The following is a 16,196-nucleotide window of genomic DNA, read 5'->3' on the forward strand; positions in this document are numbered from 1 at the left end:
TCCCCTGATTCCCGCGCCTGTTGTCAATCGAACGCGTAGCTGAAGTCGCCGTCCCGCACGTCAAGCGCAACCCGCCTGATTCCACCACCCGAGGCAAGGCGCTGCAGATATTCCACCGAGATCGTCGGCAGCACCGTGTTGGTGAGAATCGAATCGATCGCACGCCCGCCTGATTCGGGGTCCTGGCAACGCGCCACGACCTGCTGCACCACCGCATCGCTGTAGTCGAACGGAACCCCATGGTTGGCCTCGACGCGCTTTTTCACGCGTCCGAGTTGCAGCCGCACGATCTGCGCCATCATTTCCGGCGAGAGCGGGTAGTAGGGAATCGTCACGAGCCGCCCGAGCAACGCGGGTGGAAACAGCTCCATCAGCGGCGCCTTGAGCGCGTCGCTCAGCACCTGGGGATCGGGCAGGTTCTGTGGATCGCGGCACATGCGCATCACCAGCTCGCTGCCCGCATTCGAGGTCAGCAAAATGATGGTGTTCTTGAAATCGATCATGCGCCCCTCGCCGTCCTCCATCCAGCCCTTGTCGAACACCTGGAAGAAGATTTCGTGCACGTCGGGATGGGCCTTTTCCACCTCGTCGAGCAGCACCACGCTGTAGGGCCTGCGGCGCACGGCTTCGGTGAGAATCCCGCCCTCGCCGTAGCCCACGTAGCCGGGCGGCGCGCCCTTGAGCGTGGAGACCGTGTGCGCCTCCTGGAACTCGCTCATGTTGATGGTGATGACGTTCTGCTCGCCGCCGTAGAGCGCCTCGGCCAGCGCCAGCGCGGTCTCCGTCTTGCCCACGCCCGAGGTGCCGCAGAGCATGAACACGCCAATCGGCTTCTGCGGATTGTCGAGCCGCGCACGCGAAGTCTGGATGCGGCGTGCAATCATTTCGAGCCCGTGCTTCTGTCCGATCACGCGCTGGTTCAGCGTGCTCGCGAGATTCAGTACCGCCTCGATCTCGTTCTTGACCATGCGGCCCACGGGAATCCCCGTCCAGTCGGCCACCACCGAAGCCACCGCCTGCTCGTCGACCGAGGGAAGAATCAACGGCGATTCGCCCTGGACCGCGTGAATCCGGTCTTGCAGCGCGTGTAGCTCGGCAAGCAGCGCGTCGCGATCATCGCCGCCGCGCTCATCGCCTTCGCTCCCTCCGTCTGCGCCTTCGCTCCCTCTCCCGCTTGCGGGAGAGGGTTGGGGTGAGGGGGTTCCCGATTCAAGCGGCACCGAAAAGGAAGAAGAAGAAGAAGAAGAACCCTCACCCCCGCCCTCTCCCGCAAGCGGGAGAGGGAGTTCATGCGGGCTCACAAGCGGTAGAGTGAGTTCACCCAGGCTCACAATCGGCTGATGGAGTTCATGCGCGCCCCTGAGCGGCATAGGGAGTTCACGCGCACCCGCAGGCGATGGCCCGGCCCCATCCACCTCGCGATTTCCCGCGCGCAGTCGGGCTCGCAATCCCAGCAGCCGATCCACCAGCCCCTTCTCCTCCTGCCACCGCGCATCGAGCTGCCCCAGCTGCGTGTTCGCCTCGGCCAACAGCGTTTCCACTCGCGCGGCCCGCTTGCTCACATCGACGCCGATGGTCGCCTCGCGGCCGATGATTTCCTGCTCCAGTGTCAGTGCCTCGATGCGCCGCTGGCAGTCCTCGACCTCGGGCGGGGTCGCATGCTGGCTCACGGCCACGCGCGCGCAGGCCGTATCGAGCAGGCTCACGGCCTTGTCAGGCAACTGGCGTGCGGGAATGTAGCGATGGCTCAAGCGCACCGCCGCCTCGATGGCTTCGTCTAGAAGCTGCACCCGATGGTGTTTCTCCAGTACCGAGGCCACGCCGCGAAGCATGAGAATCGCTTTTGTCTCGTCGGGCTCTGGCACCTGCACGACCTGAAAACGCCGCGTGAGTGCGGGGTCCTTTTCAATGTATTTCTTGTACTCGGCCCAGGTGGTCGCGCCGATGGTGCGCAGATTGCCGCGAGCGAGTGCCGGCTTGAGCAGGTTGGCGGCATCGCCCGTTCCCGCTGCGCCACCGGCACCCACCAGCGTATGGATCTCGTCGATGAACAGGATGATGGGCTGGGCAGAAGATTGCACCTCCTCGATCACCTGCCGCAGACGCTGCTCGAACTCGCCCTTCATGCTGGCACCGGCCTGCAGCAAGCCGATGTCGAGCGAGAGCAACTTCACATCCTTGAGCTGCGGCGGCACGTCGCCGCGCGCCAGACGCTGCGCAAAGCCCTCGACGACGGCCGTCTTGCCAACCCCCGCCTCGCCGGTCAGCAGGGGATTGTTCTGCCTTCGGCGCATCAGGATATCGACGATCTGGCGAATCTCCTCGTCGCGTCCGGTGATCGGGTCCATTTCGCCCTTGTGCGCCTTTTCGGTCAGATCGACGGCAAACTTCCGCAGCGCATCTCCCTTGCCCATCGCGGCCGGCGCGATGGCCTGCGAGTCCTCACCGGGAACGCTGCCAGCCATGCCCGTTCCGTCCTGCGAACGCATGCGCGCCTCGGCCGAGCCGTCACAGATCTGCGCGAACCGGTCGGCCAGGTCTTCGGGCTTGACCTTCTCGAACTGGCGCGAGGTCTGTAGCAGGGGATTGCGCAGGCCCTGCGTCTTGAGCATGGCAAGCAGCACATAGCCGGTGCGCACCTGCGCCTCGCCGAACTGCAGCGTGGCGTAGGTCCATGCCCGTTCGATGGCGTTCTCGATATGCGGCGAAAAATCGCTGATCGCCGTTGCGCCGCGCGGCAGCCGATCAAGCGCTGCCGTCATGTCCTTGGCAAGCACCGCCACGTCCAGCCCGTAGTGCTGAACGATGCGATGCACATCGCTTTCGGGGTTCTGCAGCAACTGCGAGAACCAGTGCTCGAGTTCCACATAGGGATTGCCGCGCATCTTGCACAGCACCGTCGCGCTTTCCACGGCCTTGTAGGCCAGAGGATTGAGCTTGCCAAACAAGGCCGTGCGGCTGATTTCGCTCATCGTTCACTCCCTTTGAAGGCCGTCGCCCGATTGCGCGTCACGTGTGCGCCGCGCGCGTCCTGACTGCGGGGCTGGCTGCCCAGCCAGGCGACCCAGCCAAGGCGCGGCTCGTTGCCGCCGCGTTCGCCCGACCCGAGCCGCGTGACCGGAACCTCGCCGCTGCGCACCACTGGCGCGGCATCCCATTCGTACTCGTCGCCCAGCAGTTGCTGCATCCAGCGCTGCAACAGCGCGCAGGCGCTGCCCGTGGGCAGGAATTGCCGATACTGCGCCAGCGTCAACGGCCCCAGATGCACGCGCAGCATGTGCTGACGGTCCCACACCTTGCGGCCCAGCACCGCGCCCTGCCCGAGCATGCGCGAGGCGCTATTGGTATTGCCGACTCCGATCCGCGTGACCTCGCCGTCGGGCAGACTCATCCAGTGCCCCAGCCAGTTCTCGACGCGCACCGGCACATTGAAGTAGGCGCCCAGCACCGCCTCGACGCTTTCGGCGTTGTGCACGCGCCGCGCGAGCCAGCCCGAGAAATGCAGCCGCGCATCGTCGGGAATCTCGTCACGCTGCTGGCGTGCCGCCCCCGCAATGCCGACAAACGCGCCGATCTGGCGGCGAAAGGCGTCCTCCCCCGGCCGGTCCATACCCGTCACGGGCCGCGCCTGCGCCCAAGCGCGATAGAACTGGAGACCGAAGCGATGCATCAAGGCGTCGAGAAACGCCAGCAGCGTGGGATCGCCGTGGTTGAGCGCACGTTCGCGCACCAGCTCGGCCAGATGCAGCGGAAGCGGCGCGTTTGGCCCCACATAGCCAAAGAATGGCTGCCTGACCCGCGCGGTGCCCCCGTCGCTTGCGGGCTCGAATCGCGCGACGCTGGCCGGCGCAAAGGACATCGATGGCTCATGTGCCACGCGCACCGACTCCATTGCGGGCCGCGGTGCATGGCCCCAGCGCGGCGCGTCCTTGGCCATGCATTCGAGCCTGCGCATCACCGCAAAATAGTCGTATTTCCAGGCCTCGTGCGCGCGCTGCTGAAGCCACGCGCCAACGGCGGCGCGCGTGAGCGGCTGCGCCGGTGTCAGAGAATCGGTCGTGTGCCGCACATCGCCCCCCATCGCATCAGTTCCCCCTTGCCCGAAACCGCGAGCACGGTCTCCACGAAGTGATTGGCCTCCACGTGCCGCGCAAGCCAGTGCGCCATCACGGCACCAAACAGAAACGCGCTGTGCCCATGGAAGGCCGCGCCATCGATGGTGAGCGTCGCCTCGATTCCGCGCCGAACGCAATCGGCCCGGCCAGCGGAAGCCTGCGCACCAGGGGTTTGCACTGCACGGAAAGCAGGCCACGAACCAGCGAACGGCGCACGTCGTCGGAGTGCACGGCGTAGAGCGCCAGCATCTCGCGAAGCGCGGCCGCACCCTGCGCGGGCGTGGAATCGGCAAGCGAGAGATAGTTGATCGCGAGATGATCGATGACGCGCCACCCCAGGCCCTTCTGCACCACGGGAGAGACCGGGCGCGATGGCCCGGAAATCATGCGCACGGCGCGCAGCGGAAAGGATTCGACGCATTCGAGGTCGTTGCCGTGCCCGACCGCCATCAGCAGCGGCAGGTCCCGATTGGTCACGAGCGCCGAGACCGCCAGTTGCCGCAACGTGGCGGCAAACGGCGCCTGCTGCGGATCGACCAGTTGCAGATACATCTCGGAGCCGACGTGGCTGCTGCGGTTGCCCTGCGTGCGCTCGCGCGCCGACGTGACGCGCGGCTCGCGGCTGGTGGTGTAGTAGGCCGGATGGGCGTCACGGCTGCCGTGAAAGGCAGCATAGAACGGCAGAAACACCTGCTCGCGCACACCATCGCCCGGGGCACCGTGACCGAGCACGTCGGTGATCGAATGAATCTCGAAATCCTGCGCGCGCGTGCGATCGGCAAGCAGGTGAAACTGGCTCACGCTCTCGTTGACGGAAACGCGGTCCAGTTGCTTGGGAAACAGATTGACGACCGGCGTGCAATGCAGCAGCACGTTCTCCGCCGTGACCAGTTTTTCGAGCGCGGCATCGCCACGCGAGAAGAGGATGATCAGCTCCACCTCCGAGCCCGTGCAGGAAGCAAGCGCACCCTGCAGGCGCGTGATCCGGGCAAAGCGGTAGCGCTCGGGAAACGCAAAATATTCCTGCACCAGACGAAAGCCCGAGAAGCCCGTGTGCGTCCTTGGCAGCAGGCTCTCGTCATCGGCAAAGCCCACCTCCTCGACCGCACTCGCGGGCAGCGAGCGCAGCAGCCGAGACGTGAGCGGATCGCGCAGCATCACGCCGACGGGTTTGCCCAGCACGCACTCATGCAACTGCCAGGCGACGTCGTCGGCACCGCTGAAATGCAGCGTCAGCTCATCGAGCGCCAGTGCTGCAAATGCAAGGCCCGCGGTGACCTTCAGGCGGATGCGCAGCCCCCCGCGAATGTCCCGCGCACGCGGGTGCTCGGCAAGCGACAGGTCGGGAGCGTATGTGAAGTACTGCGCCGAGACGATTTGCAGCGGCCACAGACGCAACTCGTGGGCGGTGCGGAACTCGCAATGCGTGTTCTGCCCGACCGCCTGGCGCGCCCGCAGCGCGCTGCCGCGCGGCACGCGGATTCCCTGCGCCAGATTGGCATCGTCGAGATCGGGTGCCATCGCGCAGATGCCTGCCGACGGTGTCGGCGCAAGAAAATGCGGATAGACGATATCCAGCAGGTGTCCGGTGAAACGCGGGTACTCCGCCTCCACCTTGAGGCTCACGCGCGCCGCCAGAAAGGCCGTGGCCTCGATCAGTCGCTCGACATAGGGATCGCCGACCTCCTGCCCGTCGATGCCCAGGCGCCGCGCGATCTTGGGGAACGCTTCGGCGAATTCCGCAGTGTTGTCGCGGAAGTAGCGAAGTTCCTGCTCGTAGGCATTGAGCAGCAACGGATTCATGGCCGTGCTCCTGCGCGCGGGCCGCCGCCGTTGGCCACGGAGCGCTGCACGTCCTCGATTTCAATGCGTCCCTCTTCGAGATCGATACGGCTGCGCATCAGGAATTCGAGCGGCACAGGCTGCGCCCACAACATACCCCGAATCGTGAGGCCGATGCGGTTGTGCGAATCGAGCGGAGAGCCTTCCATGACGAGTTCCACCTCCAGTGTGTGACCGAGAATCCTCGGCTCGAACAGCGCAATCGCGCGCTTCAGGGCTTGTTCCATGCTGACACGCTGCACCGACGATGTGAACTGGCCAGACAGCATAGGCAGTCCGTAGTTGAGCACCGAGGCGCTGACGTTCGGATGGCGCTTCTCGCTCAGATCCTCGCCCTGCCCGCAGGCGTTGAGCAGCCAGCCAAGATCGCGCAGCACCGCCTGGCGCAAGGCCTGCCGCGTGAGCGTGCGCCGCTCGTCGGGCTCGATCTGCTGATCGGGGCGTCGTCGATCAGCCGGTCGAGCAGCGAGGGCTGGAGGTAGTCCTGCGCGTTTTTGTCGTTCATGACCGCACCTTGCCTGTTGCTGCTGCTACTGCGCGCGTCAGCTCACGCCGGTTGCGGCCATGAGGCACTCGCGCACCGCGCCGCGCATGCCGGTCTTTTGTTGCGCCGCCGAGTTCACGACCATCTTGCGGTAGCTGAACACCAGCACTTCGGTGAGCATGCCGCTGCTCTGGCCGGTGACGAAATACTGGCCGATGAGCTGGCCCTCCTCGATCCGGAACTCGAACATCGGGCCGGTATCGGGAGCGCTGGGATCACCGCCCGCGCGGAACACACTGATGCATGCCGTGAGCTTGAGGCTGCGGTTGTAGGCGAGACTCGAGAGCGTGGCGCTTGCGGCATCGGCCATGCGCACTACGGTCAGCGGTGCGAAATTGCGCGATCCGTCGGCCGAACCACCCACCGAGTTCACCATTTGGCCCCAGGACCAGCCCTGGATGTCCAGGCGCGGCTTGCCGTCCGGGTGCTTGCGCGGCGATTCCCCCTCGACGGGGGAGCCTGCGTTCTCAAGCAGCATGACCAGATCGGGCAAGCTGGTGCTGCCCGCCCCAGCTCGGCCACGCGCATCAGGGTGTCGATATTCCAGTAAGACATGGTGAACTCCTCAAAGCCTCAATTCCTCACAAGACAAACAGCGGTCCTAGTCCGCACAGTTCTCGTCATCCGCAACCAGGCAGTTGGGCAGATTGCCCACGCCGCGCGTGCGCAGGCCCGGCAGCGGATGGCTGCTGGCCGACGCCACGACCTGCCCTCGCGGCAGCAGAATCCATAGCTGGCCGCGCTCCTTCATGCGACGCGCCTGCTTCGCTGCGGTATCGCCATTGCCAAAGAAATAGTCGGCGCGCACGGCACCGCGGATCGCGCCGCCGGTGTCCTGTGCAATCGTCAGGCGCTGCATCGGCGCGCTGGAACCCGGAACCCGCGTGGACACGAACACCGGATAACCGAGCGGCGTGGCACGCGGATCGACGGCAATCGAGCGCCCCGCCTTGAGCGGCACGCCCAGCGCGCCCAACGGGCCGTTGGCGGCGGGCTCGGAAATCTCGCGAAAGAACACATAGCTCGGATCCTGAATACCCGAACCCTTGATCGACGCATTCACGCTGCGTCCCGGCACCACCACGGCGCCGCTGGTGAGTGGACGGGCCAGCGTGAAGCCGCGCGTGCGAATCACGCTCTCGTCGCCAAGGCCGGAATCATCGTCGTCGTCGAGTTCCAGTTCGATGGCGCTGCCGCGCGTGCGCACTGCGGTTCGCGGCTTGCCGCCCGGGCCCTTGGCGATCGTGGGGCGAAACGGCTGGCCGTTCTGCTCGGCATAGCCCACGCGGATGACGTCACCGTCCTTCAGCCGGATGCGGCCCGAACCCTGGATCTGCATCTCGTACAACTGCATGGCGTTGTTCACGAAGGCCAGCACCTTGGCGTTGGGAGCGCCAAGGGTCTCGATCTCGGCGCGCGTGTAGTAGGGCTTGAGCTGCCTGCCTTCGATGCGCAGTCGCGCCTTGCGATCCGCCGTGTCCCGCACGATCTGCGAAAGATCGAGCGTGTAGGCACCCGCGCCACCCCCGGGCTGAACCGCCACGTTGCGGCCCTTGACGACCGCGTTGACGACGGCGTCCCCCGCAGGCAGGGAACGCGTATCCAGGTACAGCATGTCCTGCGGCTGGGCGTAGACCGGATAGATGAATGGCGGCGCGTAGTTGCGGCTGCCTTCGATCTCGGGCTCGAAGTAGCCGGTGACCACGCCATCGGCCCTGCGGTCATCGTCGCGAATCTGGTAGGCCGCAAACTCGCGCTCGAAAAATCCGCGAATGGCCGGCGCACTTTGCGCATCGACCGAGCGGGCCTGCGCGCAGACATGCTTCCATTGCGCGCCACGGCTGGTCAACACCCGGCAACTGGTCAGGAAGGCGGGCCAGCTCTCGGCAAGATCATCGCGTTCCCAGCCCGGCAGCGATGCAAACGGCACCGAGGTGTAGACGGCCATGCGTGTCGAGAAGGTACGTGTCTGCCCGGCCAAACTACCGCCGCGCGGCGCGGCTTCGGCGGGCGCGGGCGCGGCTGGCGTGCCGATCACCACGGGCTCCCTGCTCGCGGCGGGAACCGGTGCGGGCGATGCCGCCCGGGGATTGCTGGCGCTGGTACCCGCATCACCACTTGCGGTTGCGGACTCCGGCGGCTGCGCGCAGGCCGCGAGCAACGCGGCGATGGACCCCATGGCGGCCATTCGCGCATGCGCCCTTTTGCTTGCGCGCGCTGCCACCGATTGCTGTTGATCGGACATGATTCACTCCTCTGTGACGCTGAAGAACGCCACGCCGTATTCATTGCCACACTGGCCGCCCGAAGGACAGACCGCCTTGCCCAGCAGCGGCGACGCCGCGCCGGTGTTCGAGGAATTGGCCGTTTCGAGCGCCGCCAGCACGTTGAGCGGAATCTGCGAGAACACGCCGTCGCTCTGCGCGCCGGTCTCGCTGAAATCACGCTCGACAGCGCTCACGATCACCGCGAACTGATTGACGCCGCGCGGCCCGCCCGCCGTCATCGGCCATGCGGGGCGCGGCAGCTTGAGGGTTTCCGATGGCCGCACGCGGTTGTGTCGATCAAGCTGGTTGGGAAACAGCAGCATCAACTCGCCACCACTCGAAAGCAGGTAAACATAGACAAAGCCATCGCGCTGGCTTTTCAATTCAAACTCCAACGCGTCCTTGCCGATCCGCACGAGCGGCTTGAGTGCCGTTGCCTGCACGCCAAACGCGGCAGATGCCTGATCGCCGAGTGCCTGCAAGGACTGAAGCGGCGTTCTCGCTTCAACTGGCGGCGCAGGCGGTGAAACCGGCGCGGACGCAGGTGAAGGCAAAGGCGAGTCCGTGCCCGATGCCACGGACACCGGACCGGGATCCGCATCCGCCATCTGTGGATCGGGCTTGAGCACCAGCCACGCGGCGCCCGCAGCGAGCAGCAAGATGCCCAGCCCGCCGACGATCCAGAGGCTCTCGGGCAGGTGCCGGGGGGCATTGCGGAACTCCGTGGGCAGTGGCGCCGGTGGCGCACTCGGCGGCTCGGCGTCAGGCACCGGCTGGCGCAAGGAGCGGGGCTGCGCGAACGATGCCGCTTCGCTGATCAGCGGCTGCGTGCTGCCCGCACTGCCCTCCAGGCCCAGCAGCGCCCTGAACTCGCCCATGGAATGGGGCCGGTGCTCGGGTCTCACGGCCAGGCCGTTGTCGATGGCCTCAAGCAATTGCAGGCTGAATCTCTCGCGCAACTGCCCATTGTGGGCAAGCGGCAGGTATCCATCCGACATCACGCGCGCCACGGACGGCGGCGGCGGCCTTCCGCATACCGCCACGTGCAGTACCGCCGCAAGCGCGTAGACGTCGGTCCACGCGCCCTGCTTCATGTCGGGCATTTCGGCGTATTGCTCGACCGGTGCATAGCCGGGCTTGAGAATCACCGTGATGGCCTGTGTCTTGTCGGTGATGACGCGCCGCGCCGCGCCGAAATCCAGCACCACCGGACGACCGTCTTCATCGAGCAGCAGGATGTTGTCGGGCGCGATGTCGCGGTGAAAGCAATTCGCCCCATGCATCACCGACAGCGCCCTCGTGACGGCGTCGGCCATTTGCAGCAACCAGTCCTCGCGCACGTTGCCTGCCATCTGCGAGAGCACCTGCCGCAGCGTGCGTCCGCGGTACAGCGGCATCACGAGATAGGTGGTGCCCCGGTCCTCCCAGAAGCGGTAGACCTTGAGCAGCGAGGGATGATCGAACTGGGCCAGCAGGCGCGCCTCGTTGATGAAGCTGCGCATGCCGAGATCGAAGGTCTCGCGATGGCGTTCCGACAGCGGTGCGACCGACCCGTCCGACTGCCGCGCCGACAGCGACGACGGCAGATATTCCTTGATCGCGACCGGCCGCTCCAGGACATGGTCCCAGGCTTCGTAGACCGCACCAAAGCCGCCCTGCCCGATCAGCGCCCGGATCTCGAACTCCCCAAGGCGTGTGCCCATGGCGAGCACGCCGTTCTGGTGCGATGCGGCTGCGGCCTTCTGCGCACCGGGCGAAAGCGCGGCCACGGCCTGCCCCTGGCTGATCACGCGCGTCGCGCCATCGTCCTCATCGCCGGGCATTGCGGAGTCGGGGCTATCGCTCATGCGCCGCCCTCCGCCGAATGCTCAAGGTGGGTTTTCGATCCGAACAAATGGGAAAACCGCTCCCCGCGCGGCAGGCCAAAGCAGCGCATGTGCGGCCTCGCGGTTGCGCCCCATGGATCGGCGAGCCACAGGCATTCGCCTTGCAGCGGCCAGACCCAGTCCCGGGACAACACGTCTGCAATGGCCTCGTCGGGCCTTGTCTCTTTCTCGATGGGCATCGAAAAGCGCGTATTCAGCGCAAGCTCGAATGCAGACGCGTTCATGTCCTCTTCGAGTGCGCTCAGCGCCGCATGCGTTGCGCGATGCCACCATTGGGCGCATTCGTTGCCCAGCTCGATACCCCGCGGCGCGCGGCTCAGCTCGCTGGCCAGCGTGAGCGGGAAATAGCGCCCCACGGAATCGACCGAAGGCATGATGATGCCAATCCAGTTGGAGTACTCGGCGATGTCACCCCGAGCGCGAACAGCCAGACCGGGCTCGCCAGATAGTGTTCGACCCAGTTGGATTCGTGCTCGCGCAACGAGCCGAAGCAGGACTGCAACCAGCGGTCCCATTCCTCGACGAACCGGGTTCCGTCGAATCTGCGGCCCGCGAAATCCCCATGCCGGGCAGCTTGCCCCACCAGCCCGGCAGCGCATCGGGACTCGTGAGCAGCGCAGTGGCTTCGGGGATCACAGGCCCTCCGGACACGCAAACTCTTGCAGCTCTCGCAGGCGCAGCGGGTGCTGCACGCTGTTGGTGGTGACCTCGAATTGCGCACGCCGCGCATCGACCTGAAAGGTCACGATGAATTTTTCCGGGGCGTCGCTGACCGCCATCTGCCCCTTGTCGAGCATCCTGAACAGCGCCCACGGCCCTCGGTGGTCATGCCCGACGTGCCACCGGGCGCCGTCGGCTGCACCGCGACGCGCACCTGATTGCTGTTCTTCGGACCGGGCCACTGCACGCTCATCGGCACGACCGGTCCGTGCGCGTATTTCACGAGCTGGCCGTCCACGTCGAGCGTGAACTGGGTGATTGCGGCGTCCAGTTCCACGGGCTTGAAATCGAGCCGGATCGACGGCCCCTTGCCACCGCCGCGAAAGAAGATTTGCCGGATACGATCCGCGCGCTCGAATTGCCGGATGGCCGCAGGCGATATCGCGCCCTGCTCCGCCACCGGGCGGTAACGCCAGGGCCGGGTGCTGGTGTCCACCAATTGCACCAGCCGCTTCTGGAAGAAGTCGTCCATGAGCCCGCCCGCGCCGAACATCTGCCCGAAGTCCTCGGGCAACACATCGCGCGTGCTGCCTTCGACGAACGGATACCGCCCGGCAATCGCGCGCTGGCAGAACTCGGTGATCGGTCTGAGATCCTGGCTCAGATTGCCACGCTCGGCCACGCGCGCCTGCGCGGCGCCGGTGCTGCTCAGGCCCTCGATCATCGAGCGCACCGGCTCGGGCAGACGACCCGCATCCGACTTGAGCTTACCGGCCACGTCGCCCGGCGGCGGCGCGCTGCGGCTGCGCGTTGCGGTGTCCACCGCCGTGAGGTAGACATAAACCTCGTTGAACAGTTTGAGCGCATCGTCGATGGGCGCGGCTCCGCCCTGGGTTGCAGGCGTGACGAGTCGCCGCAAGGGCTCGAAGCGGTCGTCCACGATGCTTTCGATGCTCTTGCCCGCGGGCGCCTGCCTGGCACCGTCGGCAGAGCCCAGCAATTCCTCGAGCCCGCGCCGCGCGTCCTTGACCGTCTGCGCGGCGCGCTCTCCGGCCGACTTCTCGTTGGCGGACTGGCGCGGCGTGAGCGTGGTTTCGCGCACCGCGGCGCGCAGGAAGTTGGCGAGCGGCGAGTCTGCGCCCGACAGCGTTCTCGCCATCTCGATGTTCTTTTCGATGCTGTTGGCGCGAATCAGGCGCACGTCGCCCAGAAAGGCCTGCCAGACCTTGCCGTACTCATCGAGATAAAGACGCCGCACGCGATCGGTGAGCGCGCCCAATGCGGCCACGTCGCGTGCACGGTCGAGCGCCGTTTTTTCCTGCCCCAGCACCCAGGGATCTTCGGCCGCGAGCATCGCGCTCACGATGCCCACCTCACTCTGAAAGCGCTTGTGGTAGCCGTCGTAGGTGAACAGGCCGGGGACACCTTCGGTCAGCGGCTTGCCGCTCGCGCGCTCGAACACCAGCGGAGCCGACGGCCCTGCGGCACTGGCGACGGTGAACGCCGGAACGTCGCGCCCGATCCGCTGGCGCTTCAGGCGGCTGAAGACCCGCTGTTCGGCAGGATAGCTTGCGAGCAGCGCGCGCACGCTGCGCACCAGATTTTCATCGAGCTTCTGCGGCACGCGCGGCGGCCCCTGGCCGATCAGCGTGTCCAGTTGCTCCTGCAACGCGCCGCGCTGGTCTTCGGTGATGCCGCGATCCAGCGTGCGCTCCCAATCGAGCGTGATCCAGGCCTTGAGCGCATCGGCATCGAAGTGCTCGGGCTGATGCAGCATCAGGTAGCTTTTGAGCGCCTCGTAGGTGTATTCGAGGTTGTCGCGCTGCGCGGTGCGAAGCTGGTCTTCGATGCGCCGCGAGAGCTGCGGAAGAAAAGCCTCGCGCAGCGCCCGTTGATGCGCCTGCTGCGCTGCGGCCTCGAGCTTGTCGCCCTGATAGAGCCCGATGGTCATCGACAGCGGCTCGTCGCCATCGCGATTGACCGGCGTCTTCCAGATGTCGCGCACCGCCTTGAGCAGCGGAGACAACTGCACGAGATTCGTCCCCTGCACCGGCAACGCGGCCAGGCTCTGGCGCACCGGCTCCACCTTCGCCTGCACCGACTGCAGGTATTGCACGTTCTTCCACGCGCTGAATCCCCAGGCTGCAAGCAAGCCAGCCGACAGCAACAGCATCGCGGTGGTGCCCGCGAGCCGCAACACATGCGCGCGCCGCTCGACCTTGGCATCGGCACCGGCAAGGCGCTGCTCGGGAAACACGACATCCTTGAGCAGGCTGTTGAGAAAATAGCTGCGCCCGCTCGATTTCTGCGGTGCCAGCATCGCCCGCTCGAGACCAAAGCTGCGCGACAGCACACCCATCACGCGGTCGATGGGGCTGCCCTCCTGCGTGCCGCTGGTGAAATACACGCCGCGCACCCACGGCGGTTGCGCAAAGCGCGAACCGGTGAAGACCTGATCCAGAAAGTCCTGAAGCAGCGGGCCTATCGACGCAAACTGCGCCGGAAAGCCGAACACCGCGGCGCGGCGCAGGCCGTCGCTCTCCTGCTGCATGCGCTCGATCACGCCCTGGTTGAGGCGTTCGTGCAGCAGCGCGAACTCGCGCTCGAATGGCGCGTTGAGCCCATGCTCGGACAACGGGGCGCTCTCCTGTAACGGCAGCGTGAAGCCAAGCACCTGCGCGCGTTGCTCCTTGCCAAGATCGGCGAAGTATTCGCTGAATCCATACAGCAGATCGCTCTTGGACACCAGCACATAGACCGGCAGGCGCGTGGCAAGCCGCTCGTCAAGCTCCTGCAACCGGGCGCGGATGGACGCCGCAAGCGCGCTGCGCTGCTCGAGGTTCTGGGACAGCAAGTCGCCCACGCTCACGGTGAGGAACACGCCGTTGAGCGGCCTGCGTGGCCTCGATTTCTTGAGCAGCATGAGAAAGCCGTCCCACGCGCTGCGGTCTTCTGCGCCATGGCTGTCCTGCGTGGTGTAGCGACCTGCGGTGTCGATCAACACCGCCTCATCGGTGAACCACCAATCGCAGTTGCGCGTTCCTCCGACACCGCGAATCGCGCCGGGGCCGAATTTTTCGGCGAGCGGAAAATGCAGGCCCGAGTTCACGAGCGCCGTGGTCTTGCCCGAGCCCGGCGCGCCTATGAAGACGTACCACGGCAGGTCGTAGAGATAGTTGCCTCCCGAGAGGGACAGCCAGTCGCGCCACCCCGGCTTGCGCCCGGCGGCGCTCAGACGCATCTTGCGCAGCATCGCAATGGCGTTGGAAAAGCGTTCGGACAGCAGCTTCTGCTCCGCGCCTTCGGCGGGCGCGGCCTGGGTGTCGGCGGGCTTGGTCAGGCCATCGACCAGTTGGCGACTGGCGCGTTTGGCCTGCCACTTCCTGAGCAACCAGCGCAGCAGCACCAAGGCGACGACGACACCGATCACGATGCCGCGTGCCATCGCGCTCTGTAGCGGCGCGAGTTCACCGACCCGAATCAGCGGCCCCACCCACCACACGAGCACGGCCAGCACGAGCAACGCCACCAGCGTCAGCAGCCATGGGCTGAAGAGAAAGCGAAAGGCCTTCCTGATCATCGCGCCGCTCCTGCTGCGCCGCTGCCCTGCTGCGTGACCGGTGTCAGCAGCACGATCTCCACGCGGCGATTGCGGGCGCGATTGGCCGGAGTGTCGTTTGGCGCAACGGGCTCGGCATCGGCCTTGCCCTCGGTGGTCATGCGCGCCGCGTCCACGCGCGGGCTCAGCGCCTCCTTCACGGCCTGCGCGCGAGCCGCCGACAAGTGCCAGTTGGAGGGATAGCGCAGCGAACGAATCGGCTGGCTGTCCGAATGTCCGTTGATCAGCACCTCTCCGGGCACCTCGGCGAGTGCCTGCGCAATTCGCGTGAGAACTGGCGTCGCGGGCGCAAGCGGTTCGGCATTGCCCGAACCGAAGAACGCATCGCCACGCAGCCGCACGACGCTGCGGTTGGCCTCGTCGGTCACCGTCACCAGCCCCTGCCTGATCTCGGGCTCGAGAAATCGCGCCAGACGCGGCGACCTGGCGGGCGCGACCGGCGCGGCGACCGCCACGCTGGGCACGCGAAGCGTGGAAAGCTGCGACCAGACTTCATCGGACTGGTGATTGAGCCAGATGCGCAGCCCAAGCCAGACGAGCGTGAGCAGCAGCAGCAGGCCCGAGCCAATCACCCAGAGCGGCACGGAGTCGCTCGCACGCCGCACGCTCGCACCCGCTCCCTGCCAGTGCAGTGACAACTGCGGATCGTGCGCTGGCCGGTTCTTGCGGATGATTTCGGCAAGGCGCGCTCGCACGCCATCGAGTTGCGACCGGCCGTTGTCGACCACGCGATAGCGCCCCTCGAAACCAAGCGCCAGAACGCTGTAGATCAGTTCCAGCAGATCCAGATGTTTCGCCGGATCCTGCGCGAGTCGCGACAGAAGCTGAAAGACGCGCTCGCCGCCCCAGGTTTCGTTGTGAAACTGGACCAGCAGACTCTGCTTGTTCCACCCGCTTTGCGTACCCCAGGGCGTGTTGGCGACGGCCTCGTCGATGGCGGTGCACAGCACATAGCGTGCGGCGAGCACGGTTTCATTGCTCGCCCCCGAGGCGCGGGCATCGCCGTCGAATCGCTGCAAGGCAGCCACCGTCGAGGCGCGCAGCGCGCCCACGTCGGGCTGCTGCACCAGCGTGCGCATCTTTCCGAGCAGCACCAGCAAACGACCGGCTGCCGAGACCAGCGGATTGAGCAAACCCAGCTCGCCTGCGTCCATGGGCACGGCGTCGGCCATCGGCGGCGCATGGGTCGCCGCACCTGCGGGCGAAGCCCCTGCATGCCGGCAGCCTGAGCCGAGCGCGGCTTGGGTTTGATGATCGTGCGCT

12 protein-coding genes and 1 pseudogene are annotated in these 16,196 nt (G+C 66.2%); all 13 read right to left on the reverse strand.

Going from position 1 to position 16,196, the window contains the following annotated elements; genetic code table 11:
- Positions 1 to 23: 23 nt before the first annotated feature.
- Positions 24 to 2,972, reverse strand: coding sequence for a type VI secretion system ATPase TssH (locus tag H9K75_RS03290; protein WP_187724757.1), 2,949 nt, complete (start codon positions 2,970 to 2,972; stop codon positions 24 to 26).
- The gene (gene tssG / locus H9K75_RS03295) at positions 2,969 to 4,081 is read right to left on the reverse strand and encodes a type VI secretion system baseplate subunit TssG (RefSeq protein ID WP_187724758.1); all 1,113 of its coding nucleotides are present in this window, start codon (positions 4,079 to 4,081) and stop codon (positions 2,969 to 2,971) included. The genes H9K75_RS03290 and tssG overlap by 4 nt, the downstream gene beginning before the upstream one ends.
- Positions 4,045 to 5,918, reverse strand: a pseudogene (gene tssF, locus H9K75_RS03300) (type VI secretion system baseplate subunit TssF). Before tssF ends, tssG begins: the two are co-directional and overlap by 37 nt.
- Positions 5,915 to 6,346 carry a type VI secretion system baseplate subunit TssE gene (locus H9K75_RS03305; RefSeq protein WP_226858495.1) on the reverse strand — a complete coding sequence of 144 codons (432 nt, stop codon included), beginning with the start codon at positions 6,344 to 6,346 and terminating at the stop codon, positions 5,915 to 5,917. The pseudogene tssF and the gene H9K75_RS03305 overlap by 4 nt, the downstream one beginning before the upstream one ends.
- Positions 6,280 to 6,462 carry a hypothetical protein gene (locus tag H9K75_RS23410; RefSeq protein WP_226858496.1) on the reverse strand — a complete coding sequence of 61 codons (183 nt, stop codon included), beginning with the start codon at positions 6,460 to 6,462 and terminating at the stop codon, positions 6,280 to 6,282. The genes H9K75_RS03305 and H9K75_RS23410 overlap by 67 nt, the downstream gene beginning before the upstream one ends.
- Positions 6,463 to 6,499: 37 nt before the next feature.
- Positions 6,500 to 6,994, reverse strand: a complete 495-nt coding sequence (locus tag H9K75_RS03310) for a type VI secretion system tube protein Hcp (RefSeq protein ID WP_187724759.1) — start codon at positions 6,992 to 6,994, stop codon at positions 6,500 to 6,502.
- Positions 6,995 to 7,102: 108 nt separating this feature from the next.
- Positions 7,103 to 8,746: a murein transglycosylase A gene (mltA, locus tag H9K75_RS03315; protein WP_404826402.1), complete on the reverse strand. Its 1,644-nt coding sequence runs from the start codon at positions 8,744 to 8,746 to the stop codon at positions 7,103 to 7,105.
- Between the two features lie 3 nt (positions 8,747 to 8,749).
- On the reverse strand, positions 8,750 to 10,615 hold the full coding sequence (locus H9K75_RS03320) for a serine/threonine-protein kinase (RefSeq protein ID WP_187724760.1): 1,866 nt from the start codon (positions 10,613 to 10,615) through the stop codon (positions 8,750 to 8,752).
- A complete protein-coding gene (locus tag H9K75_RS24585) occupies positions 10,612 to 11,028 on the reverse strand; it encodes a TagF domain-containing protein (RefSeq protein WP_187724761.1) in 417 nt (138 codons plus the stop codon). Before H9K75_RS24585 ends, H9K75_RS03320 begins: the two co-directional genes overlap by 4 nt.
- On the reverse strand, positions 10,971 to 11,237 hold the full coding sequence (tagF, locus tag H9K75_RS25390; protein ID WP_404826404.1) for a type VI secretion system-associated protein TagF: 267 nt from the start codon (positions 11,235 to 11,237) through the stop codon (positions 10,971 to 10,973). Before tagF ends, H9K75_RS24585 begins: the two co-directional genes overlap by 58 nt.
- Before the next feature lie 49 nt (positions 11,238 to 11,286).
- The gene (locus H9K75_RS24590) at positions 11,287 to 11,433 is read right to left on the reverse strand and encodes a hypothetical protein (protein WP_264293962.1); all 147 of its coding nucleotides are present in this window, start codon (positions 11,431 to 11,433) and stop codon (positions 11,287 to 11,289) included.
- Positions 11,397 to 14,894 carry a type VI secretion system membrane subunit TssM gene (gene tssM / locus H9K75_RS03330; RefSeq protein WP_264293963.1) on the reverse strand — a complete coding sequence of 1,166 codons (3,498 nt, stop codon included), beginning with the start codon at positions 14,892 to 14,894 and terminating at the stop codon, positions 11,397 to 11,399. The genes H9K75_RS24590 and tssM overlap by 37 nt, the downstream gene beginning before the upstream one ends.
- On the reverse strand, positions 14,891 to 16,105 hold the full coding sequence (locus tag H9K75_RS03335) for a DotU family type VI secretion system protein (RefSeq protein ID WP_226858497.1): 1,215 nt from the start codon (positions 16,103 to 16,105) through the stop codon (positions 14,891 to 14,893). Before H9K75_RS03335 ends, tssM begins: the two co-directional genes overlap by 4 nt.
- Positions 16,106 to 16,196 lie beyond the last annotated feature (91 nt).

The sequence above is a fragment of the Diaphorobacter aerolatus genome, from assembly GCF_014489535.1.
GTDB classification, from domain to species: Bacteria; Pseudomonadota; Gammaproteobacteria; order Burkholderiales; family Burkholderiaceae_C; genus Diaphorobacter_A; species Diaphorobacter_A aerolatus.